We start from the raw sequence: 21,671 nt of genomic DNA, 5'->3' as shown, positions 1-21,671 counted from the left end.
AACAAACCTTCCTATATTTTTGTTATTGTCTTCGTTTGACTTGATTCCAACGCGGCTAAAATGACTTGCAGTGATTTCAATCCTTCTTCCCCATTAACCAATGGTTCGATATCGTTTAAAATTGAGTCGACAAAATGGTCAATCACATGCGTCGTTGTTTGGCCATCTTCCTCATTAGACTGAATACCACCTAGATCAATATTTGTCACGTTCCCATCTGCATGGTGGACAATAAACGAATAAGTTGAATCATCTTCTAAACGCAAAATGCCTTTTTCACCATAAATTCTTGTTGCATTATCTTCTTTAGATACATACGCCCAACTTGCTGCTAAAGTACCGATAATTCCGCTTTCTGTTTTTAACATACAAACAGCATTATCATCGACATCTGTATCCGTTTTTGCATTTGATTCAACAAACGCAGCTACTTCACTAATTTCTTCACCAAGAAGAAAGCGAATTAAGTCAGCCTTATGTACACCGAGATCTCCCATGGATCCAATAAAAGCCTCATCTTTTTTAAAGAACCAGCTATTTTTGCCATCAATACTCCAGCCTTCTGGCCCACCATGACCAAATGCCGTCCGAAAGCTGTAGATTTTCCCTAACTCCCCGTTTGCAATCATTTCTCTTGCTTTTTGATGGGACGGGACAAACCGCTGATTATGACCAATCATTAGTTTTTTACCACGCTTCTTAGTAGCAGTGATCATCGCTTCAGCTTCTTGAATGCTTGTAGCCATTGGTTTCTCACATAAGACATGACAGCCTGTTTCTAATGCTGCAATGGATACAGGAGCATGTAAATAATTAGGTAAGCAAACACTGACCGCATCCAGTTCCTCTTTGGCTAACATGGCTTGATAATCCGTATAAGCTTTTACCTGATAACGTCGTGCAGTCTCGTTCACTCTTTCTTCTACCTTATCACAAACAGCCACAATATCTACTTTTGAGTTAGCTTGATATTCTAATAAATGCCGATGTTTAGCAATACTTCCACAGCCAATTATCGCTACGCGTAGTGATGCCATGTGATCTACCCCTTCTCTGCTATTTTCTCTAAAGGCTGTTTGTTACCATAGGTTGGCTTGATACTTTTCGAACTCGCCGCCCATTTTACTCCATTTGTAATAATCCGTTGAATTTCATTATTATGATACGTAGGATATGTCTCGTGACCTGGACGGAAATAAAAAATCTTTCCTTGCCCGCGCTTAAAGGTAGCACCACTTCGGAATACTTCTCCACCTTCAAACCAACTAACAAAGATCAACTCGTCTGGAACAGGGATGTCGAAATGTTCGCCATACATTTCTTCTTTCTCGAGCTCGACATATTCTCCTATTCCTGCTGTAATTGGGTGACTCGGATCAACTACCCATAAGCGTTCTTTATCATCCGCTTCCCGCCATTTCAAATCACATGTTGTACCCATTAATTTCTTAAATACTTTGGAAAAATGACCTGAATGAAGAACTACTAATCCCATTCCTTCAAGAACACGTACTTTTACCTTCTCTGCAATCGTATCCTCTACTTCATGATGCGCCTTATGCCCCCACCAAACAAGGACATCTGTTTCCTCTAATACCTCATCGGTTAAGCCATGTTCTGGTTCATCTAATGTTGCTGTTTGTGTATCTAAGCCCGCCTCTACTAAAAATTGGGAAAGCGTATCGTGAATCCCCTTTGGATAAATTTCTTCAACTTTCGGGTTTTCTTTTTCATGACGAAATTCGTTCCAGATGGTTACTTTCATTGTGTATATCCCCTTCGTCTGTAAATTTTATTTGATATCACTTACTTCTATTCGCTTTCCCTCCTGATGGGAGTGACGCGCTGCCTGATTAATCATTGTTAATTGCATCATATCTTGAGCAGTAATAAAAGTTGGTTCATCTGTTTGTATAGCGTTTACCCACTGCTCCATTGGAGTTGCTACTACTGGAAGCTGCTCATCAATTTCTATCCACTGGTTGTCGCCATAATGGATACTCTTTAAGCGAATACGACCTTCTTCAGCTAGTAGAACACCTTCTGTACCATACAGTTCCAATTGGAAAGGACTACTATATGATAAAAAGCCAGTTTCCACAACGCCTAATGCTCCAGAAGCGTATTCTATGGTTACTACTGCTGCATCATCAACATCCTTACTAACTTGGGGCTGCATTCTTGCATAAACTGCCTTCGGATCTTTGGCTAAGCGGTTTGTTAAATAAATTGGATGTGCACCAAGATCAATTAGTGCTCCACCACCAGTTTGCGCTTTATTAAAGAAACGCTTTGGCAGCCAGCCTGCTTCTTTTCCAGCTGGAGCAACTGCTCCATTATGCGCTAGCCGGCAGCGAATCATCGATAAATCCCCTAGCCATCCTTCGTTTAGCGCATGATCTGCCTGCAGAAATTCTTTCTCCGTAAGCCTTGGTAGCGATAGCATTAATTTGATACCAGCGTCTTCTGCCTGTTTAATAATCTCCTGACAATCTTCTATGGTGAAAGCCAATACTTTCTCGCTAAAAATATGTTTTTGATACTGACAAGCTTTTAACATGACTTTCTTATGCTGATCTGTAGGTGTGGTAATAATGACAGCGTCTATATCCGGACTTGAACAAACCTGATCAATATCTGCTTCAAAAGCAACATCTAATTCGTTCGCCCATCGCCTTCCACGATCGGGGTCTTCATCCCAAACCATTTCCACTTGTAAATCTGGATGTGCGATTGCTTCCCTTGCATAGTCGTCAGCATGAACATGCCATCTACTTAATAATGCTACTCGAATCATTCTTATTGCCACCCTTTTTTTGTTTAGTCAAAATAAACTGCTTTCCCCGTTTTTGCAGATTGATAGATCGCTTCTAAAATTTGGGTCACTACGAGAGCCTGTTGAGGCTGGACAACTGTTTCTTTGTCTTCGATTATGGACTCAATCCACAGTCGCGCTTCTAGATCAGCGTCAGATTCTGTTTCCCCATCATAAAAGGCAACACCACCCGCTCCTAAATCTACATTCGTCGTGTAAAGCTTTCCAAATTCTTCTCCATTCATGCGTAAACCATCTTTCATATCAGCTCCGCCTTCAGATCCACTTAGGGAGCATTTTGCCTCGTCTACGTCTAAGGAGTTTAATGCCCAGCTAGATTCCAAGATTATGGTAGCACCGTTTTTCATTGTGATAAATCCAAACGCGGAATCTTCTACATTGAAAGCCTTTGGATCCCATGAACCCCAAGGATTTGCTGCATTCTCTTTCTTTCCTAATTGATGATGCGTAGCCCCCATAACCACTTTCGGCTCATAGTTATTCATCATCCATAATGTTAAGTCAAGTGCATGTGTTCCAATATCAATTAATGGACCGCCGCCTTGCTTCTCCTCATCTAAAAACACTCCCCATGTAGGGACAGCACGCCGTCGAATCGCATGAGCTTTTGCAAAATAAATCTCTCCTAAGTCGCCGCGATCACAAACTTGTTTTAAATATCGACTATCTGGTCGAAAACGATTATTGTAACCAATCGTTAATTTTTTGTTTGATTGATTGGCCGCCTCGAGCATTGCCTTGGCTTCTTCTGCCGTTTTTGCCATTGGTTTTTCGCACATGACATGCTTATCTGCTTGCAGCGCAGCAATACTAATTTCTGCATGAGAAATATTTGGTGTAAGAACATGGACAACATCAATCGCTGAATCTTTCAACAAATCTTGATAGTTTTGATACACGCTTGAACCTTCCGCTCCATATTCTTTCGCTGCCTGTTCGGCCTTTTCCTTCTTCACATCACAGAAAGCAACGAGCTCTACCTGCTGTAGTTTTGATAAACTCGGCAAATGCTTTCCAAAGGCAATGCCACCACAACCAATAATTCCTACTTGAACTTTCTCTGTCATATACTCCACCATCCTCTAAAGTTTAATTTTATTAAATCCGAACTCCTATTCTTTCACAGAGCCAGATGTCAAACCAGAAACGATTCTTCGTTGGAAAATCAGTACTAAAATGACAATTGGAATCGTCACAATTACTGTTGCAGCAGAAATATCCCCCCATGGAACAGAGAATTCACTCTGGTACATTGAAATCCCAACCGGTACTGTTCTCCACGAATCCTCACTATTAATCGTTAATGCGAAAAGATACTCATTCCAAGCAGCAATAAATACAAGAATCCCTGTAGTAAAAATGCCTGGTGTTGCCAGCGGGAAGATAATCTTACGAAATGTTTGGAACGGACTAGCCCCATCCAATTTCGCTGACTCCTCCAATTCATAAGGAATCTTTTGGAAAAATGTAGATAGAATCCAAATTGCAAGTGGAAGACTGATTGTAATATAAGGAATTATTAAACCTAAGTAGCTATTACGTAAACCTAAACCTGTAACAAGATTAAACATTGGCGATATGATCGCAATCTGCGGGAACATTGACGCAGCTAAGACAATTCCTAAAATCAGGCCTTTCCCCTTAATTGGCAGCCTTGTTACCGCATAAGCAGTAAACGAAGCAAAAACAAGTGCTAATAACGTTGTCAGGATCGATACGACAAAACTATTGAGCATATATCGTAACAATGGTCGATTTGTTAAAGCAGCCTCATAGGAGGATAGTGATGGATTACTTGTAAACCATTTAAACGAAGAAAAGATTTCATTTACTGGTTTAATCGATGTCAAGAATACCCAGATGAATGGGAACATGACGAGAAATACAAAGATAATCAAGAAAATATAAAAACCAATTTTTCCACGTTTGTTCATGCTACTCCCCTCCTCATTTTGTTCGACCTGCAAATAAATCGGAACCGATCAATTTCACATAGATGAAACTGATTAATGCTACACATAAGAACACGATAACCGACAACACAGATCCTTCTCCAAAATTTTGTTGAGCAAATAAGGTTTTATACGCGTACACCGAAATGGATTCCGTTGCATTCGCTGGTCCACCACCAGTTAATACATAAATCAAATCAAATACACGGAATGCATCCAGCGTTCTAAATAGTAAAGCTACTAGAATAGAAGATTTTAACAATGGCAAGGTGATCTTCCAAAATTGTTGCCACTTATTCGCCCCGTCTACGCCGGAAGCTTCATAGAGTGAACTCGGAATCGTCTGTAAGCCTGCTAGTATCAATAAAGCCATATATGGTGTTGTTTTCCAGACATCGGCTAAGATAATGGAGAACATTCCTCCATTAGACGTTGATAATAACCAGGATTCTCCTGGAATTAGATTTAGAGATGCTAAATAATGAGCTACGATACCAGACTGCCCATCATAGAGAAAACCCCACATCATGGCAGCCACAGCAGTTGGGATTGCCCAAGGAATTAATACTGAAGCACGAATGAGGCCTCTACCTTTAAACGCTCGATTAATAAGTAACGCGATACAAACACCAAGCACTAGCTCCAATGCAACTGTTACAACAGTAAAGAACGTTGTATTCCACAAGGATTTCCACATGCGTGTGTCCTGTAGATATTTTCCATAGTTTTTTAATCCAATGAAGTTCGATTTTAAGATGGTTTCTCCAGTCGCCCCCAGTAAATCCGCAGATTGGTTAATATTTTCACTGACTGTTTCATCTGAGACAGAGGAGGCTAAGCCTGTTAATTTATCTTGATAACTCATTAAAGCATCACGATATTCGTCTGCGAATCCATTATCAATCTTCTGGTATTTCAAATCGGAATCCGTGACCGGCTGATAGTTCATAATTAATTCATCGACTTTTTCCACTTTCTGCTTGGTTTCTTCATCTTCTACTAATTCTTGATGATACCCATTTATCTTTTCCTTTATGTCGGTAATAGTTGCTGCTGCTTCCCCTTCTACAGATGAAGCTAAATCCTCTAATTGACTATTAATATAAAAATGATTATCTACGTATCTCTCTAAATCAATATTGGCACTTAACATTAGTTCAGATCGGTTCGGATCATTTAATCGATAATCAAATAAACTATTCCAGAACGACTGCGCCACTGGCCAAAGCACAACAACAAAAACAAGAATTAATGAAGGCAGAACCATTGCATAACCAAGTTGTTTCTCATTCAATTGAAAGCTGCGTTTTTTCCTCTTCACGGTAACCCTCCTTCTCCTACATCTCTATTTATAAAGGCAAGATGAGGAATGCCCACCTTGCCTTATTAACCTTCCTTATTCGTTCATCGCAGCTTCCATTTTCGTTTGCATATTGGTAGCAGCTTGTTGTGGATTCTGATCACCAGTTAGGACTTTAGAGATTTCAATTTGCATAATATCTGAGATTTCTGGATAAATTGGTGTTACTGGACGGGGCACTGCGGTTTGCAATACTTCTCGGAAATCTGGGTTCCCAAATAATGAATTTAACTGCTGTATTTCAGGATCATCATATAATGCTTCAATAGTTGGCGCACGGCCGCCCTCCACTGCCGAAATCTTTTGTCCTTCCGGTCCAGATATAAATTTTACAAACTCCCAAGCAGCTTCAGGATGTTCGGAGTAACGATTAATCATCGTCATCCATCCACCTAATGCTGATGCACTCCCTGCATCCCCTTCTGGCATCGTGGTCATCTCTACATTCCCACTTATTGCAGAACGTTCTTCATCATTGGAAGAAGACATTAGGTATGGCCAGTTACGAGCAAAAACGGATTTCCCTTCAATCCAAGCATTCTCCGTTTCAATTTCTTGGAAATTAAGAATATTCTGTGGTACAAAATCAGAACCAACCACTTCTTTCATTTTTTCCAAAGCTTTAACGGTTTCCGGACTATCGACAACGACTTCATTATTCTCATTAACTACTTCTCCACCATACGATGCGATAAACTCAATCGCATTTGTAATTAATCCTTCATACTGTGCAGCTTGCATCAAATAACCAAATTCTGTCCCTTTTTCGCCTTTAAGGTTATTTGCTTGTTCAATAAGATCATCCCATGTTTTCGGCGGCTCATCGACGATATCTGTTCGGTAGTAGAGGATTCCGGCATCGGTATATTGTGGCATAGCCCATTGTTTTCCATCGAATTTACCCGCCTGAACTGTACCAGGGAAGTAATCCTCCATATTGATTCCATCTTTTTCAATGAAACGATCTAGCTCTAAAGCATAATTCGCTTGCGCAAACTCTGCTGGCCAAATCACATCTGCATTAAAAACGTCAATTTCTGTACTTTGCGAACTGAAAGCGGTTACATACTGGTCATGCGATTGACCGGTATCTGCCGGCATTTCTTGTTCTTTCACGTTAATATTTGGGTGCTTCTCTTCAAATGCTTTAATAAGTGCTTCTGTCGCTGGTGTTGTATCTACTCCACGGGCATAAACGATAGTAACTTCCTCTTCATCACCTGATCCGGAACCATTTTGATCAGCAGTTTCGTCTTCGGATGAAGAGTCACTACAAGCAATTAGTACAAATGCCAAGCCAATCAATAGTAGAATAGGAAGCAAGTATTTAGATAACTTCAATGGAAATCCCCCTTGGTTTTTATCGATTTCACCACAATAACTTTATTTAATATTAGAAAAAATGAAATCGATTACATTATGGTTTTATTATAACCCTTATTCCCCTGTTGTCAATAACTTTTTTATCCCACTCTAGATGTATCAATAATGCATGCCTCTTTTATCATGGCCGAGAAATTGAATGAAATCGATAATACTTTTCAAAATAATGCCCTTACCCTATTGTCTTAGAAACCCCCCTTCTGAATGAATAACTTGACCGGTTATCCAGCCTGCTTGATCGCTTGCAAGAAAAGATACTAATTTTGCCGCATCGTCTGGTTCACCGATTCTTCCTGATAGAAATTTGGGGTGAAGTTCTTGTTTTAGCTCCTCCGTCATCCAGCCAGTATCTGTTGGTCCAGGATTAACCGCGTTTACGGTAATTCCAAGTGGGGCAAGTTCAGCTGATAATGACAAAGTAAATGCCGATATAGCTCCTTTTGTTGCACCGTATGCTAACTCATTGACCATTGGTCCTTGCGCCTGACCAGATGTTAAATGGATAATCCGTCCATGATCAACATTTGTTTGTTCTAATTGACGTGCGAAGGCAGCACTTAATAACATTGTGTGACGCATATTGACTTGATAATGTTTATCTATTATTTCTGCATCAAGAATTTGGTAGCCATCCCTTGTAGAATGGGCCGCATTATTTACGAGAATAGTAGGAACTCCCATTTGATCTACCGCCGTCGTCATTATTTCCCTATGTGCTTGTGTGTGGGACAAATCGATGCCCAAATAATTACATTCAACCCCACGTCTCCTAATTTCTTCTTGAAAAAACGTTGGCCAACTAGCCTCTGCCCGAAAATGGGTAAAAAAGATCGAACTACCTGCCGCTGCAAGTTGACGGCAAATTGCCGCACCTATTCCATTGCCATGACTGACACCAGTAACAATCGCAATTTGGTTGGTTAATGAATACATGATATTCCCCCCTTATGTTGATTCACGAATAATTAATTCATGTTCAAGAAGCATACTTTCTACCTTTTCTCCTCTTATCTTCTTAATAATCATTGTCGCTGAAATACATCCCATCCGGTACATCGGCTGCGATACCGTTGTCAGCGTTGGGTAGGTCATGTTAGAAAAGCTAATTTTGTCAAAGCCGATCACCGCTATGTCATTAGGCACATTCAACCCACTAGCGTGAATTTCTTTTAATGCACCAATGGCAAGAACATCAGACACAGCAAAAACTGCATCAGGGCGATCGGCTTGGTTAAGAAGTGTCCGCATTGCTTGTTGCCCACTTTCAAAATTAAGCTTTTGGATATTATACATCCATTTCGCTTCTACAGACATATCGTACTCATTAAATGCCTTTTCATAACCAGCTTTCCGCTCACGTGCATATAAAAATTTTTCATCGGAATTAATGAATGCAATTTTCCTCTTTCCAATTTTAATTAAGTGCTTCACCGCTTGATAAGCAGCTAATTCATTATTAATCGAAACATAGGATATATGCCCTTCCTTATCAAATTCACTGCATTGTACAATTGGGTGTGTTTCTGCCAATTGCAATACATTATTTCGATTAATAGTTGGATCCATTAGAATAATACCATCGGCCATGCGATTACGAACAAGATTAAAATAAATCGCTTCTCTTTGAGGATTCGAATCCGTTTCACAAAGCATGATATTATAGCCTTCATGAATAGCAGTATCTTCTATCCCATTAATAATCTCCGTATAAAACGGGTTCGAAATACTCGGTATTAACACAAGAAGTAGTCGGCTTTCTGAATTTCGTAAATTCCGTCCTAAAACACTGGGCGCGTAATTTAACGCTCCAATCGCTTGCTCAACTTTAAATCTTGTTGTTTCTTTTACAGTATGGGAATTATTAAGTACTCTAGAAACTGTGGCTACAGATACCCCTGCTTTTTTCGCTACTTCTTGTATAGTTGCCATGCTCCTCACACCTCTAATTGTAATCGATTACAATAAATCTTACTGTTTTGCTAATTAATTGTCAATATGCTAATTACTTATATACTCATAAACCGAATTATTGTTTGGGTTGCAATACATATTGCTCAACATTGGACCCAAAATAACCGATATGGCTTAAGTTGTTTTTCCTCAAAATACAAGAGCCTCTCCTGCTGCATATGGGGATGACTCTTGGAATAACTCTTGATAAGTAAATATGGCATACCTATTTAGTATTATTATAAAGGAAAATAACCAAAAATTCCTTAATTATTCAATTTTACCTTGGACTAAAAGTACTATACCAATCTAAGATGAAAAAATTCCAAAAGAACCGTAAGTAGGAAAATAAATAGAATATAACCTACTTGTTGCCTTCAGCATAGCTACGCTTAATCTATTAGATCAAGCGTAGCTATGCCTTTTGTCTCTCGACAAATAGCTGGATCAGGTGCTAGAGTAATAAAAATAGAATGTGCAAATACGAAAGTTAGTTAGCGTTACGATATGTCTAGGCTACGAATCCTTCAAAAACGTTTTAACCCTTCATACGTAGGTTAGGAAGGAAGGGGGGCATAACTTGGATCAAAGAAACTACTAAATTCTTTCTTCATATACTAAGGAAATGCGGCTTTCAGATAAAGGAATGTATCGAAGATTATGATTCTTCGATCATACATAACTTATCCCTATGGTTCTTTAGGCTCTTACACATATAAAATACCTAACAGCTTTTCATGTATATAGAATATATTCATTGTAATGAAGATTTGTACTAATTATTGTAAGCGTTTTAACTTATGGAGAATTGATACAAGTTTCATACGGTATTTGTAGGCATTCAAAATTGGGAAGGATGAAAACGTGCAATTGTGCACGCTCAAGGTACTTTGAATGAGATAGAACAAATAATTAAGCACCTGATAACGAAAGCAAAGCGAACAACTAAAAGAAAGTATATTCATAACTAGGAGGCAAATCATGACGACACCCCAACAACAATCAATTGAGCCGGAAACAGTATCAAAAACAAGGTTATTTCAGCGCATAAGTATCTTTAATATCCCGGTTATTTGGTTTGCATTAATTACAATTATCGCTTTAGCAGCTATGTATACAGGGAATTTACCTGCTGGAATGATCGGTAGTTTACTCATTATGATGGTACTGGGAGAACTGTTTGGCTGGATTGGCGATAATACCCCTATCCTCCGAAGCTTTTTAGGTGGAGGTGCTATTGTAGCTATATTTGGTGCTGCTTTTTTCGTATACGCAGATATCATGCCCCAAGAAACCATTACCAGTATAACGGAATTCATGAAATCCGGTGGTTTTCTTAATTTCTATATTGCTGCCTTAATAACAGGTAGTATCTTAGGAATGAATTCCAACACATTAAAAAAAGCTGGCGCTAAATTTGCTTTACCTTTATTAGCTGCTGTAATTGTATCAATGATACTAGCGGGTATTGTAGGTCTGATTATTGGATTTGGATTTAAAGATGCCATTTTAGTTATTGCCATGCCAATTATGGGTGGAGGTATGGGAGCTGGTGCTGTTCCAATGTCTCAAGTATATTCCGAAATTCTTGGTAATGATCCATCCTATTATATTTCAATCCTTGTACCAGCATTAGCACTAGGTAATGTCCTGGCTATTATTCTTGCAGGTATCTTAAATATGATCGGTAATAAGTTTCCCAAGCTATCAGGAAATGGCCAATTGATGGAAGGCTTCCATGTAGAAAATAAAAAGGTTACGTATAATGTAAGTATCATGGGTGTAGGTATGGTTGCAGCTCTCGTATTTTATGTGCTTGGCCAAATTTTAGGAAACTTTATCCCACTACACCCATATGCCCTCATGATTATTTTAGTAGCTATTTTTAAATTAGCAGGATGGTTACCTGAAATTGTTGAAAATGGGGCAAATCAGTGGTATCAATTCGTTGCAAAAAACTGGACGCTCGCCTTATTAATTGGGATAGGGATTGCTTATACGGATTTGAATGCTGTTATTGATGCACTGACGATCGAATATATTTTATTGGTTGCCAGTGTCGTTGTTGGTGCAGCATTAGGAGCGGCAATGCTCGGAAAATTAGTTGGCTTCCACCCAATCGAATCTGCAATCACGGCAGGTTTATGTATGGCTAATATGGGAGGAACGGGTGATGTGGCCGTATTGTCCGCTTCCAAGCGAATGGAATTAATGCCGTTTGCTCAAATATCATCTCGTTTAGGTGGAGCACTTATTCTACTAATCGCCGGCATTATTGTTCCATTATTATAATTTAAAGATCGGGCACATTACTTGCCCGATCTTTTCGTTATATCAGCTGTTTTAATGCGCTTACATTTTCTTTCGCGCTAATTAATGGATCTCCAGTGAAATGTTCCTGCTCAACGATGAACCAATTCACATCATGTTCTTTACCAGATGTAATTAGTTTTGGAATATCTAATGTGCCATTGCCAATCTCCGTAGAAATCATTTCTCCTTCTTCCTGCTTTCCGTCTTTAACATGAAGTGAAATACATCTGTCTTGATATTTCTGTATTAATCGATCGGGGTCACTTCCAGCATAGGCTGCCCAATAACAATCGAGCTCCATCTTCACATTGCTAGAATCTGTATGCTCAAACAGCAGTTCAAATCCAGATGTTTCATCAAAACGTTCAAACTCAAATGCATGGTTATGGTAACCAAAAGCAAAACCTTCTCGTGTAAGCTTCTCACCAATCTCATTAAATTGGTCAGCTGTCCGCAAATAATCATCTTTTGATTTCCTCATCGATTCGGGTAAAAACGGGCAAATTAACAATGAATTATCTAGTTTGGTATGGAAACGCAACACTTCATCCAACTGGCTTTGTAACAGTTCTATCGGTACATGGGCACCTGCAGGTGTTAAACCTAATGCTTGTAATTGTTTATGTACCGTTTCTGCGCTATGATCATGGAACCCAGCAAATTGGACGCCTTGATAACCTAGCTCCGCAATTCTTTCTAATAACCCTAATAAATTCTCATTAGCTAATTCGCGAACTGTATACAATTGCAGGGCAACTTTTCCCATTTTTTCTCTCCTTTTTCCATGGTATTGGTTTAAAAAGCTGATAACTGGGTATACTACTAGTATCCTTATAACTCCCCCTTTCTTGTAATGTATATGAATCCAAGCAGAGACAGATGTTCTTGCTTGGATTTTTTTTGAGCAAGTATCAACCTATACGTAAACCATCCCATAGTTTAATAATTATGACAAGTATAGTTTTATATGAAGTGGTAAAAAACTTCCTTTGAACCGGAGGCTAGTCGAATTAGTATTCTCCATCTGCCAAGGCATCCGCTTTTGTTTGGTGAACCGTTCCAAATGGATGTTCTGGCGGAGCATAAATAGAGTATAGTTTCAAAGGTTCATCACCGGTATTTGTGATATTATGCCAGGTACCTGCTGGTACCATTATCGCATCATCCTCTTCTACATATCGGTTAAAATCTAAATTGTCTCTGCTTTTCCCCATCTGTACATACCCATTTCCCTGCTCCAAACGTAAAAATTGATCTGTGTCAGGGTGAATTTCTAACCCAATATCTTCACCAACATCAATACTCATTAACGTTACTTGCAAATGATCTCCAGTCCATATCGCTGTCCGAAAAGTATTATTTCGTTCTGTGGCTTGCTCAATAGCTACAACAAATGGATCTCCTCCTTGATCGGAGATACGCGTTGCCGTATCCTGAGGTGATTGTTTAGAGGTGAGTTGTGCTGATTCTGCCCCATAATAGGCTCGTAAGAAGACGTCCCGCACATATGGATCTTGTGTCAACATGTACCCTTTCTGATAAGATTGATAACTCTCTTGTTCTAGTAACTGAAGTTGCTGTACACCTTCTTGGCCATCCGCAACTCGAATATCTTCCTCATAGTCCGGTTCCCCTCCTGTTAGATTTCGATATATCATAGCTGAGTTGTCCAACAGTACTAGTTTTCTTTGAATAATTTGCAAATAGTTCATCCGCTCTTCCTCTGAAGATGCTTCATCAGCTAGTTTTTGACAGATTGCAATCATTTTCCCTTCTCGTTTTATATCCTGGTGGATGGAATTACATAAGTACTGCAATGGATCATGAGAATTTCTTACTGAATCTGGCATTGTAGTATTTATTTGCTTATCAAATTGGGCCATATAAAACATATACACGCCTTCCTTTCTATCTAAGAATTGTCATTATCAGCATATGCCTATGTTGTAAAAATTGTACGCTGGGCTACCTAAAAATGTTTTATTTACATTGGTTTTGGGTAATTTTTACTAGGAAATGTTTTTTTGGGAGGTTTCGTAATGAAATACTTACATGATGCACTAAATAATAAAATCGGTCTTGGTACAGCTCCACTGGGAATATGTTTCGTAATGTAAGTGAAGAAGAGGCTCAAGCAACAATTGAATCAGCATGGAGCCAAGGCGTGCGCTATTTCGATACAGCTCCTTTTTATGGCGCTGGGTTATCGGAAATGAGGCTAGGAGAGGCGCTAGCTGAACAGGACCGAAAAGAATTTGTACTAAGTTCGAAGGTAGGACGTGTCATTTTAGAGGAACAGGAAGAGAAGTCTGGATTATTTGAGCAAGCTCGAAAGAATAAAATACAAACAGATTATACAGAAGCTGGAACGCTTCGTTCAATTGAGCAAAGTTTGAAACGGCTGAATACGGATTATTTAGATATGGTCTTTGTTCATGACCTTTCTCCAGACTTTCTAGAAGACGAATGGATTACGAAGTTTGACGAGGCACGTAAAGGTGCGTTTCGTACATTGACTCGCTTAAAAGAAGAAGGGGTTATTAAATCATGGGGATTAGGTGTGAATACTACGACTCCTATTGAAGTTGCAATGGAACTAGAAGAAGCTAATCCGGACTTAAATTTATCAGCCACTCAATATACTTTAATGCAGCATGAACGTGCATTAGAACGAATGATGCCGTTAGCCCAGAGAAAAGGAGTAGGTATCGTAGTTGGTGGTCCATACAACTCTGGAGCATTGTTGGGTGGTGATCACTTCGATTACGCCCAAGCAACAGATGAAGTCAAAGCACTTGTCAACGAATTAAATAACATTGCCAAACAGTATGACGTTAACTTAAAAGCAGCTGCTTTACAGTTTTCAACTGCACATCCAGCCGTTCAAGCAGCTATCCCTGGTTCTACCAGACCAGAGCGGATCAAGGAAGATTTGGCAGCAATGAATGAGAAAATACCTGATCCATTCTGGGAAGAATTACAGCAAAAGAAACTAATTTCAGAAACAGCTCCTCTTCCCCATAAGGAATAAACAAATAGGCGAGGCTGAGACAACAGTATCTTATTCCTATAATAATCCGAACGATTCAACTCGAATCCGTTCGGGTTAGTTATAAAAACAGGTTCTACCATCGCTCCGTCAAAATACTTCGTATTAGCATTTAGTTCATCCCTATTTTATCATTTCACTTTTGGGTTAGCTATTTTAGTTGCATCCCTGCCACATCTACTTTTACATAATCTTAATGCCAGTTCTAATTTCGTCTTTCTATTGAACACGTTCTGGATAAAATAGTACCTTTCCAAATGACCCTTGTTGCTGAATGATAGTTTCAAATATTGATGGTCCATCTATTAAAGGAATTCGATGAGAAATAATTGGCTTGACGTTTAACTGTCCATTTTTCATAAAGTTCATCGCCATTTCCCACTCCTTACCTGGATATGGCGATGAAATGGCATTCCAAGAACCTAAAACAGTTAATTCATTACGAACAATATGTTCAAAATAAAATCGTTCGATCATTACATCCGCATATGGAATACCCATAAAGACAACTTCGCCGCCTTTTTTAATGAGGGAGAAAATTTGGGCAGAAGTAACTGGTGAACCAGCTGCTTCGATAGCTATATCAGCACCTAATCCATCGGTTACCTTGTGGAGCTGTTGATAGGCTGGTACTTCTCTTGAATGAATGATATAATCTGCACCAAGCTGTTTGGCTGTCGCTAACTTCTGTTCATCAATATCAATCGCATATATATGTCTTGCACCAAACACTTTGGCCCATTGAATCGCTAATAATCCAATATTGCCACATCCCATAATAGCAACATCTTGCCCCGGCTGAAGCGACGTTCGATAAAAACCATGAGCCACAACCGCAGAAGGCTCAATCATTGCAGCCGTATCAAAATCAACACCGTCTGGTATAGGTATTACATTCGCTTCAGGTAACTTCACATATTCTGCGTATGCTCCAGGATGTTTAGCCCCAATAACGATTAACTTCTCACACCTTGCTAATTCTCCTTTTTGACAATACATACATTTCCCACAACAGTAAGTCGGGCATCCAGAGACTCGATCACCCACTTGTATTTCCTCTACCGCAGAACCCGTTTCTACAACTTCTCCTGCAAATTCATGCCCAAAGACCATCCCTTCCACATACGGCCCTAACTTCTTATATCTGGATAAATCGGATCCACAGATTCCAACCGCCTTCACCTTGATGATAACTTCATTGTTCTGTTCAATTCTCGGAGTCTCTTCCTCTTCATATCGTATATCTCTTTTTGCATATAGTTTCAAAGCTTTCATCTAATCACCTGCTTCATTGGCTGTTTGTTTTTTTCGTGAAAAGAATATTGAATATATCCCAAATCCGACTACCAATGTATTAAAAATGACTTGATATTCCACATAGATGGATGTGATTCCTCGCATTGGCCCTAACATAAAATCAAGTAATGGTTCGACCATCGATTTTCCCTCCCTCGTAGCTGTCTAATAGGTGGGGAACAAGTAACACCTTAATTGCTTCGCCGCTTTTTATTGCTTGATAAGCCTGTTCCCACTCGGTAATTTTGTACTGATGGGTTACCAATGCTTCTGCTTGCACCTCGCCATTGCTCATCAGTGCCAGAGATGGCTCCCAATCTGCCGGTTTTTGACTTCTGCTTCCCACCATGTGTATCTCTTTTTGGATAATTTTTTCCATATCAAAAGAGATAGCTGGTTCACTGAATATCCCCACCTGAACAAATTGACCTTGTTTTCTTAACAAATCCATCCCTTGCTTAGCAGCAGCTACAGATCCAGAACATTCCAATACCACATTTGCTCCGTATCCAGCTGTTAATGAATGGACGAGCGTTTTTAAATCTTGTTTTTGTGAATCTACTGCATAGTCAATGCCGATTTCCTTTGCCTTATTTAAACGAATCTTGTCATTCGTTAATCCCGTAATTATTACCGTTGCGCCACGACTTTTGGCTACCTGTGCGGTTAATAAACCAATTGGACCAGGGCCAATCACCACCACAATATCCCCTTGGTTTATTTCTGCTTTATTGACAGCGTGGTGTGTACAAGCCAATGGTTCTGTCATAGCAGCAGCTTGATAGCTGACAAGCTCCGGTATCAGGTGGAGACTTTCTGCACGTGCAATCACATATGAGGTAAATGCTCCATCTTGTTGCGTACCTAATCCTTTGCGGTGATTACATAAGTTGTAATTCCCAGTCTGACAGTAATTACATTCTCCACAGATATAAAATGTTGTTTCTGAAGTGACACGATCTCCAACTTTGAAATTTGTCACATCATCAGCTACTTCTACAATTTCACCAGAGAATTCATGACCTAACGTAACTGGAGAAGCTACTTTGTAATGTCCTTCATACGTATGGATATCTGAACCACAAATCCCTGCATAGTGAACTTTGATTTTTACCTGCCCTGGATTTGGGTTCGGCTCTTCCTTCTCTTGCACAACCAGATTACCGAATCCTAAAGCTGTTTTTATAAGTGCTTGCATGATGATCCCCCTATACATTCTAAAAGAATTGAAATGACGGCCTTTACGACTTAATTAAACAAAGAGAAAATTTTAAAGATAATCCAATTAATCAAGTTTCCACCTTGGTCGATACTCGAGATTCTCGCAGAGCCTTCAGGCATATCGAAGTCCGCATTCTCAGCCATTTGTGTAAAGATCGGTGCAACGTCTGTTGCAATATAAAGAGAGATAGCAATCATCACTGTACCAACAATAACGGAATGCACAATATTCCCTCGGGCAGCACCGACAATAAAGGCTACTATAAATGGAATGGTAGCTAAGTCACCGAAAGGTAATACAGCATTTCCTGGTAAAATAACAGCTAAAACGACAGTAATGGGAACAAGGATCAGTGCAGTAGAAATAACAGCAGGATGTCCTAATGCTACAGCAGCATCCAGTCCAATATAAATTTCACGATCACCAAATCGTTTGTTTAACCATTCTCTTGCTGATTCCGAAACAGGCATTAGTCCCTCCATCAAAATTTTTACCATACGAGGCATTAGTACCATAACTGCTGCCATGGCCATACCAATCTCAATGATTTCACCAACACTATAACCAGCTAGGGCACCAATTGCCGCCCCTAAAAACAAGCCGATAAAGATTGATTCTCCGAATATTCCGAACCTTTTTTGTATCGTTTCAGGATCCGCATTCCAATTTTTCAATCCGGGTATCTTCTGTAATCCTTTAACTAACCATATTCCTGGTGCATAAGAAATTGTAGACCCTGTTGCTAAAGAAACTCCCGGTAGCTCGTAAAATTCACTAACCATAGGAGCTGTCCAATCAGCGACCTTCAAACAAACGATTTGGAAGATAACTGCCGCTATAAGTCCTTGAATAATGCTATCAGAAATGGCATACACCATCGCTGCCATAAAGGTATAATGCCAGAAATTCCAAATATCAACATTCATTGTTTTGGTTGTTTTGCTCACCAACATGATAACGTTTACAATTAATCCCAATGGGATGATGAAAGCCGCCACAACCGAGGCCCATGCTATCGAAGAAGTTGCCGGCCATCCTACATCAATGACATTTAATTCAACACCTAATCGATCAACCATTCCTTGTGCTGCAGGCCCTAAATTATTTACCAATAAATCAACAACTAAGAATATACCAACAAATGCGACACCTATCGTTAATCCTGATCGAAATGCTTTTCCCGGTTTTTGCCCAAATAACAGACCTAATAGAAAAATCGCAACTGGTAAAATAACGGTAGCTCCTAAGTCTAAGAAGGCTTGAATAAAATCAACAAACCCCTGCATAATTCCTCCCCCTTATCCCTTTGAAGAGGTGCATCTCTCCTTACGAGATGCCCCTTCACTTATTTTTTTAGTTCTTCTAAAATTTGTTTCTTTGTATCCTCTACACCAATTCCAGTTAGGAAAGAACGTGCATTGATTACAGGAAAAGGATATTCTTTCTTCGTCATTGCTGTCGTTACTAGCAAATCGGCGGTGTCTACATATGAACCTACTTCAGCAATTTTTATTTGAACTAATTCAATATTTAAATTATTTTCTTTTGCCATTTCTTCAATTGCACTATTGACTACCGTTGATGTAGCAATCCCTGCACCACATGCCACCAATACTTTTCTCTTATCTGCCATGTTATTCACCTCCTTTAAGCGTGAACCCTAGTTCTTCTTCTAGGAATCGTTTTATATTTTGTTTATCTTTCTGATTAGCTAAATACGTTAATTGTTCTTCATTTTGAAAGACCTGCATCAGCTGTTGTAATAGGACAAGCTGCGCGTGGGTTTCATCCATAGCTAGCAAGAAGATAATTTTTACGGGAGTCGTCGAATCCAAATCTCCCATTATGCCAAATTCAACTGGTTTCTTTAAAATTGCGACACTAATTGATTTTTTAATGACATGCTCGATATCGGTATGCGGTATTGCCACAGATACGCCTTGAGTTGGTAAGCCTGTTGGAAACGCTGCTTCCCGGTTAATTAGCGCATCTTTAAATGACTCCGTGACAAATCCTTTTTCTGCCATCGTTGCTGCCATGTTCTCAAGTGCTTCTTGATTACTTGTCACATCAAGGTCTACTTGAATAATTGATTGATCATAATATAGCTCTGTCATATCTGCACCTCAGTCCCTGTTGTTATTCAAATGAGTAATCTTGAATCAATTGCTTCATTTTGTCTTTTGATTCTATTTGCATCAATGTTTTCATTGCATCCTTCGATTGAGCAAGCCTCATTAACTGCAGTAATGCTTTTAAATGTTTTTGTTTATCCATCGCAGCAATTACAACCATAATGTGAATACGATACTCCTTTCCATAATCAACACCTTCCTTTATATGCAGCAGGCTCATTGATGTCTCCCTAACACCGTCCTCAGGTGCTGCATGTGGGATAGCAAGATGATTCCCAATGACAATATAAGGATCCTGTTCTTTTTGATTCAACATTGCTTCCAAATAAGATCTAGCAATCTTGTTATTTACAAGTAAAGGTTTTGCTGTCAATTTAACTGCTTCATTCCAGGAAGTAACTGTATGCACCATTCGAATATGATCTAATGGCAAAAAATCACTTAGCACCATCATGGAAGAAGGAGGTTCTTCCGTATAAATGGATTCTGCCTCATCACGATGCATATAACGATATAATCGCTTTGCTAATTGTTGTTTATCATGAATTGTCGTATGTTCTTTAATAATCTGCAGCATTTCATCCATTTCGATTTTCGAAGGAAAATAGCCATGTAATTCTAATGACACCTGTTTCTTTAAGCGAATTTTTTCATCACGATGCAAGACACTACTCACCGTAAAAAGCTTTTTATTTGTTTCTAAAGGGATTGGCGAGAACACAAGATCATAATCATACGGATAAACCTTGAATTCTCGTACAGATAATGAATCTAAGAATACAAATTCAGGAAATAAATCTTTCAAATCACGATACATCAGCCTTGATACCGATACACCATTTGGACAAACAACAATGGCTTTGATTTTCTTCTGAATACTGTCCCCCTGCTTCGTTAACCAACCACCAATTAACATCGTTAAATAGACCGTTTCACTTTCGGGAATATCCTTGCCAATTAAAAACGCTAACGGTTCGATTGCCTGTTCTACTAGGTGATGAAGCACAGAAAATTCCTTGCTTAATCCGTGCTGTACATGATTGATTTCCGTTAGTTCGTATTTAATTCTGTAATACGCTGGTTTGACATGTAATAATAGCTTTTGCAGTAATTGCACACGGTCTTGAATGACAACTACAGATTTCTTCTCAAAACGCGTCACCATTTCATCAAGTGCTTCATATAAATCAGGAATCGTATCTTCCATCAATAACTCAGACCAGTACACATTTATCGTTAATAAATGCAAGGTAATAAACAGCCGCTCTACCATAGGAATATGGGGGTGATCAAAAAGAATTTCTTCTGTCGCCAGATATTCTTTCGTATTTGAGAGCTCATCGTAAGTAATATAGAAAGAATCAATCACATGTCCCTTGTTAATTCGGTATAAAACAAGTAATAAGATATAAGGCATCGATGCTAGCTTCTCATCCGTAAATTTCAGATTAAGCTTCTTTTCTATATTCTCGATTCGTTTTATAGTCTCTGTTACCGCTCCTGCTTGCATATGAGCCAAATGCCGTACAAGCTTCTCTCCATCGTTCATATCAAGTATGACCGTTGTTATGTGAATGAGTAGTTTTCGAGTATAGAATTCATTGCCTTCTAATAGGTAACCATACTTCCGACTATAGCGAATGGTTAATTGAAATGGTTCAACCAATTGCTGTGCTTTCTTTATATCATTTAGGACAGTATTTTTACTTACTTGTAATTCACTTGAAAAATGGTAGAGCGATAAGTCATTATTACTGATAAGCATAAACACGATCATGTACACACGTTCTGATTCGGAGAGAATCCGGTTTGGCTTCGCTCCCTCCTGATCATGAAGCAAGGCTGTATAAACATTCTGATCTAGAATAAAGTAACCTTGCCTTGTACGATTAATTGGCGGGAGACCTTGATTATCCAGCCATTGATTGATCTTTTGAATCCTGTAACTTAATTGTCTTCTCGTCAGCTTATACGTATGTGCAACCTCTTTGCTATTCATGCTAGGATTATTTAATAATGCTTCAAAGATCGTGTTACTCCGATCATCAAGTTTCATGATTTCCCCTCTTTCACATTCATTGTATCAGCCAATACCACAATAATGTACGCGATTTCATCATAAATGTTTGAACGACGAATGTACGATATTGGGATCGACACAAACAGCTTGTATCT

At 39.1% G+C, this 21,671-nt stretch carries 19 protein-coding genes and 1 pseudogene; 2 read left to right on the top strand and 18 right to left on the bottom strand.

Features of this window, described 5'->3' with window-relative positions:
* Window positions 1-11: 11 nt before the first annotated feature.
* The 9 genes from BN990_RS03565 to BN990_RS03525 form a co-directional block, all read right to left on the bottom strand.
* Window positions 12-1,037 (bottom strand): Gfo/Idh/MocA family protein, encoded by a 1,026-nt coding sequence (locus BN990_RS03565; RefSeq protein WP_038242444.1) that lies wholly within the window; start codon window positions 1,035-1,037, stop codon window positions 12-14.
* A gap of 5 nt (window positions 1,038-1,042) precedes the next feature.
* Complete coding sequence (locus BN990_RS03560) at window positions 1,043-1,765, bottom strand: ThuA domain-containing protein (RefSeq protein WP_021289649.1); 723 nt, start codon at window positions 1,763-1,765, stop codon at window positions 1,043-1,045.
* Between the two features lie 27 nt (window positions 1,766-1,792).
* The gene (locus tag BN990_RS03555) at window positions 1,793-2,797 is read right to left on the bottom strand and encodes a Gfo/Idh/MocA family protein (protein WP_021289650.1); all 1,005 of its coding nucleotides are present in this window, start codon (window positions 2,795-2,797) and stop codon (window positions 1,793-1,795) included.
* A 23-nt stretch (window positions 2,798-2,820) separates the two neighbouring features.
* On the bottom strand, window positions 2,821-3,903 hold the full coding sequence (locus BN990_RS03550) for a Gfo/Idh/MocA family protein (RefSeq protein ID WP_038242441.1): 1,083 nt from the start codon (window positions 3,901-3,903) through the stop codon (window positions 2,821-2,823).
* A gap of 45 nt (window positions 3,904-3,948) precedes the next feature.
* Window positions 3,949-4,770, bottom strand: a complete 822-nt coding sequence (locus BN990_RS03545) for a carbohydrate ABC transporter permease (RefSeq protein WP_021289652.1) — start codon at window positions 4,768-4,770, stop codon at window positions 3,949-3,951.
* Window positions 4,771-4,783: 13 nt separating this feature from the next.
* Window positions 4,784-6,109: a carbohydrate ABC transporter permease gene (locus BN990_RS03540; protein ID WP_021289653.1), complete on the bottom strand. Its 1,326-nt coding sequence runs from the start codon at window positions 6,107-6,109 to the stop codon at window positions 4,784-4,786.
* 75 nt (window positions 6,110-6,184) lie between these two features.
* Window positions 6,185-7,489, bottom strand: coding sequence for an ABC transporter substrate-binding protein (locus BN990_RS03535; RefSeq protein WP_021289654.1), 1,305 nt, complete (start codon window positions 7,487-7,489; stop codon window positions 6,185-6,187).
* 219 nt (window positions 7,490-7,708) lie between these two features.
* Window positions 7,709-8,464: an SDR family oxidoreductase gene (locus tag BN990_RS03530; RefSeq protein WP_021289655.1), complete on the bottom strand. Its 756-nt coding sequence runs from the start codon at window positions 8,462-8,464 to the stop codon at window positions 7,709-7,711.
* A gap of 12 nt (window positions 8,465-8,476) precedes the next feature.
* The gene (locus tag BN990_RS03525; protein WP_021289656.1) at window positions 8,477-9,460 is read right to left on the bottom strand and encodes a LacI family DNA-binding transcriptional regulator; all 984 of its coding nucleotides are present in this window, start codon (window positions 9,458-9,460) and stop codon (window positions 8,477-8,479) included.
* A 1,002-nt stretch (window positions 9,461-10,462) separates the two neighbouring features.
* Here BN990_RS03525 and BN990_RS03520 point away from each other — a divergent pair.
* On the top strand, window positions 10,463-11,773 hold the full coding sequence (locus BN990_RS03520; protein WP_021289657.1) for a 2-hydroxycarboxylate transporter family protein: 1,311 nt from the start codon (window positions 10,463-10,465) through the stop codon (window positions 11,771-11,773).
* 37 nt (window positions 11,774-11,810) lie between these two features.
* Here the strand turns inward: BN990_RS03520 and BN990_RS03515 are convergent, their stop codons facing one another.
* The gene (locus tag BN990_RS03515; RefSeq protein ID WP_038242437.1) at window positions 11,811-12,560 is read right to left on the bottom strand and encodes a sugar phosphate isomerase/epimerase family protein; all 750 of its coding nucleotides are present in this window, start codon (window positions 12,558-12,560) and stop codon (window positions 11,811-11,813) included.
* A 244-nt stretch (window positions 12,561-12,804) separates the two neighbouring features.
* Window positions 12,805-13,686 carry a cupin domain-containing protein gene (locus BN990_RS03510; RefSeq protein ID WP_038242435.1) on the bottom strand — a complete coding sequence of 294 codons (882 nt, stop codon included), beginning with the start codon at window positions 13,684-13,686 and terminating at the stop codon, window positions 12,805-12,807.
* Between the two features lie 147 nt (window positions 13,687-13,833).
* Here BN990_RS03510 and BN990_RS03505 point away from each other — a divergent pair.
* Window positions 13,834-14,825: pseudogene (locus tag BN990_RS03505) on the top strand (aldo/keto reductase).
* Window positions 14,826-15,062: 237 nt separating this feature from the next.
* Here BN990_RS03505 and BN990_RS03500 read toward each other — a convergent pair.
* Genes BN990_RS03500 through BN990_RS03475 form a run of 7 tightly spaced genes read right to left on the bottom strand, consistent with a single transcriptional unit; the run spans window position 15,063 to window position 21,552 of the window.
* Window positions 15,063-16,118: a galactitol-1-phosphate 5-dehydrogenase gene (locus BN990_RS03500; protein WP_038242433.1), complete on the bottom strand. Its 1,056-nt coding sequence runs from the start codon at window positions 16,116-16,118 to the stop codon at window positions 15,063-15,065.
* On the bottom strand, window positions 16,119-16,280 hold the full coding sequence (locus BN990_RS22875; RefSeq protein ID WP_021289662.1) for a hypothetical protein: 162 nt from the start codon (window positions 16,278-16,280) through the stop codon (window positions 16,119-16,121).
* On the bottom strand, window positions 16,261-17,337 hold the full coding sequence (locus BN990_RS03495; protein WP_021289663.1) for a zinc-binding dehydrogenase: 1,077 nt from the start codon (window positions 17,335-17,337) through the stop codon (window positions 16,261-16,263). The genes BN990_RS22875 and BN990_RS03495 overlap by 20 nt, the downstream gene beginning before the upstream one ends.
* A 50-nt stretch (window positions 17,338-17,387) precedes the next feature.
* Window positions 17,388-18,647: a galactitol-specific PTS transporter subunit IIC gene (locus BN990_RS03490; protein ID WP_038242432.1), complete on the bottom strand. Its 1,260-nt coding sequence runs from the start codon at window positions 18,645-18,647 to the stop codon at window positions 17,388-17,390.
* Between the two features lie 59 nt (window positions 18,648-18,706).
* A complete protein-coding gene (locus tag BN990_RS03485) occupies window positions 18,707-18,994 on the bottom strand; it encodes a PTS sugar transporter subunit IIB (protein ID WP_021289665.1) in 288 nt (95 codons plus the stop codon).
* A 1-nt stretch (window position 18,995) separates the two neighbouring features.
* On the bottom strand, window positions 18,996-19,478 hold the full coding sequence (locus tag BN990_RS03480; protein ID WP_021289666.1) for a PTS sugar transporter subunit IIA: 483 nt from the start codon (window positions 19,476-19,478) through the stop codon (window positions 18,996-18,998).
* Between the two features lie 22 nt (window positions 19,479-19,500).
* Entirely contained in the window at window positions 19,501-21,552 is a 2,052-nt protein-coding gene (locus BN990_RS03475) for a BglG family transcription antiterminator (protein ID WP_038242429.1), read from the bottom strand.
* Window positions 21,553-21,671: the final 119 nt, after the last annotated feature.

Origin of the sequence: Virgibacillus salexigens, from assembly GCF_000723585.1 — a bacterium.
Taxonomy (GTDB): Bacteria; Bacillota; Bacilli; order Bacillales; family Amphibacillaceae; genus Virgibacillus; species Virgibacillus salexigens.
Note: the sequence above shows the minus strand (reverse complement) of the source record. Positions and strands in the feature narration are given on the sequence as shown.

Coding starts and splice junctions, on each gene's coding strand:
- BN990_RS03565 (WP_038242444.1), bottom strand. CDS start 1,037: ATGGCATCACTACGCGTAGCGATAATTGGCTGTGGAAGTATTGCTAAA.
- BN990_RS03560 (WP_021289649.1), bottom strand. CDS start 1,765: ATGAAAGTAACCATCTGGAACGAATTTCGTCATGAAAAAGAAAACCCG.
- BN990_RS03555 (WP_021289650.1), bottom strand. CDS start 2,797: ATGATTCGAGTAGCATTATTAAGTAGATGGCATGTTCATGCTGACGAC.
- BN990_RS03550 (WP_038242441.1), bottom strand. CDS start 3,903: ATGACAGAGAAAGTTCAAGTAGGAATTATTGGTTGTGGTGGCATTGCC.
- BN990_RS03545 (WP_021289652.1), bottom strand. CDS start 4,770: ATGAACAAACGTGGAAAAATTGGTTTTTATATTTTCTTGATTATCTTT.
- BN990_RS03530 (WP_021289655.1), bottom strand. CDS start 8,464: ATGTATTCATTAACCAACCAAATTGCGATTGTTACTGGTGTCAGTCAT.
- BN990_RS03525 (WP_021289656.1), bottom strand. CDS start 9,460: ATGGCAACTATACAAGAAGTAGCGAAAAAAGCAGGGGTATCTGTAGCC.
- BN990_RS03520 (WP_021289657.1), top strand. CDS start 10,463: ATGACGACACCCCAACAACAATCAATTGAGCCGGAAACAGTATCAAAA.
- BN990_RS03515 (WP_038242437.1), bottom strand. CDS start 12,560: ATGGGAAAAGTTGCCCTGCAATTGTATACAGTTCGCGAATTAGCTAAT.
- BN990_RS03510 (WP_038242435.1), bottom strand. CDS start 13,686: ATGTTTTATATGGCCCAATTTGATAAGCAAATAAATACTACAATGCCA.
- BN990_RS03500 (WP_038242433.1), bottom strand. CDS start 16,118: ATGAAAGCTTTGAAACTATATGCAAAAAGAGATATACGATATGAAGAG.
- BN990_RS22875 (WP_021289662.1), bottom strand. CDS start 16,280: ATGGTCGAACCATTACTTGATTTTATGTTAGGGCCAATGCGAGGAATC.
- BN990_RS03495 (WP_021289663.1), bottom strand. CDS start 17,337: ATGCAAGCACTTATAAAAACAGCTTTAGGATTCGGTAATCTGGTTGTG.
- BN990_RS03490 (WP_038242432.1), bottom strand. CDS start 18,647: ATGCAGGGGTTTGTTGATTTTATTCAAGCCTTCTTAGACTTAGGAGCT.
- BN990_RS03485 (WP_021289665.1), bottom strand. CDS start 18,994: ATGGCAGATAAGAGAAAAGTATTGGTGGCATGTGGTGCAGGGATTGCT.
- BN990_RS03480 (WP_021289666.1), bottom strand. CDS start 19,478: ATGACAGAGCTATATTATGATCAATCAATTATTCAAGTAGACCTTGAT.
- BN990_RS03475 (WP_038242429.1), bottom strand. CDS start 21,552: ATGAAACTTGATGATCGGAGTAACACGATCTTTGAAGCATTATTAAAT.